The 755-nt window shown below is 72.2% G+C and carries 1 protein-coding gene; it reads right to left on the bottom strand.

Annotation, left to right across the window (positions count from 1 at the left end; translation table 11 throughout):
- Nucleotides 1–755 (bottom strand): cytochrome P450 (locus G3I60_RS43780; RefSeq protein WP_164608557.1); only part of this gene is annotated, 755 nt, incomplete at both ends.

Raw genomic sequence — 755 nt, 5'->3', positions numbered from 1 at the left:
GGCCAGTCGTAGGCCCGGCAGGCGGCCGGTCAACTCCTGCAGCGTGAGCCGGAGTTGTTCGCGGGCGAGCTGGGAGCCGGGGCAGGCATGGGCGCCGAAGCCGAAGGCGAGGTGGCGGACCGGGGTGCGGGTGATGTCGAACTCGTCCGGTCCCGGGTACCGCTCACCGTCCCGGTTGGCGGCGCCGAAGGCGATGAACAGGGTTGCCCCGGCCGGGAGCTCGGTGCCCGCGAGGGTGACCGGGCGGGTGGTGACGCGGCGGAATCCCTGGAGCGCCGTGTCGTACCGGGCGGCCTCCTCCACGGCGGCCGGGATGCGGTCCGGTTCAGCGCACAGCAGCTCCCACTGGTCCGGGTGCCGGAGCAGATGCAGGACCGTCGTGCCGATGAGCGCGGTGGTGGTGAGGTGCCCGGCGATCAGCAGGTTCTGGAGGTGGGAGACGACCTCGTGGCGCTGGTCGAGGGTGAGTTCGGCACTGCCGTCACCGTCTCCGCCACCGTCGCTGGGGGCGGTGACCGACGTGACGATGTCCGTGCAGAGGTCCTCTCGGGGGTCGGCGTACCGGTCGCGGGCGTACCGGTCGAGGATGTGCTGTGTCGCCACCACGTCCTGGGCGACGGCGATCTGCTCGTCCTCCGGCAGGGGGCGGAAGAGGAGTTCCTCAGCGCGGTATCCGCCGTGCACGACGGCCGGGATGTCGGCGGGGTCGAGTCCGACGATCCTGCCGATGACCTCTCCGGGCAGACGGCGGGCGT

This window comes from Streptomyces sp. SID13666 (assembly GCF_010548325.1).
Lineage (GTDB): Bacteria > Actinomycetota > Actinomycetes > Streptomycetales > Streptomycetaceae > Actinacidiphila > Actinacidiphila fildesensis.
The sequence above is the reverse complement of the archived record's forward strand: the minus strand, read 5'-3'. Positions and strand labels throughout refer to the sequence as shown.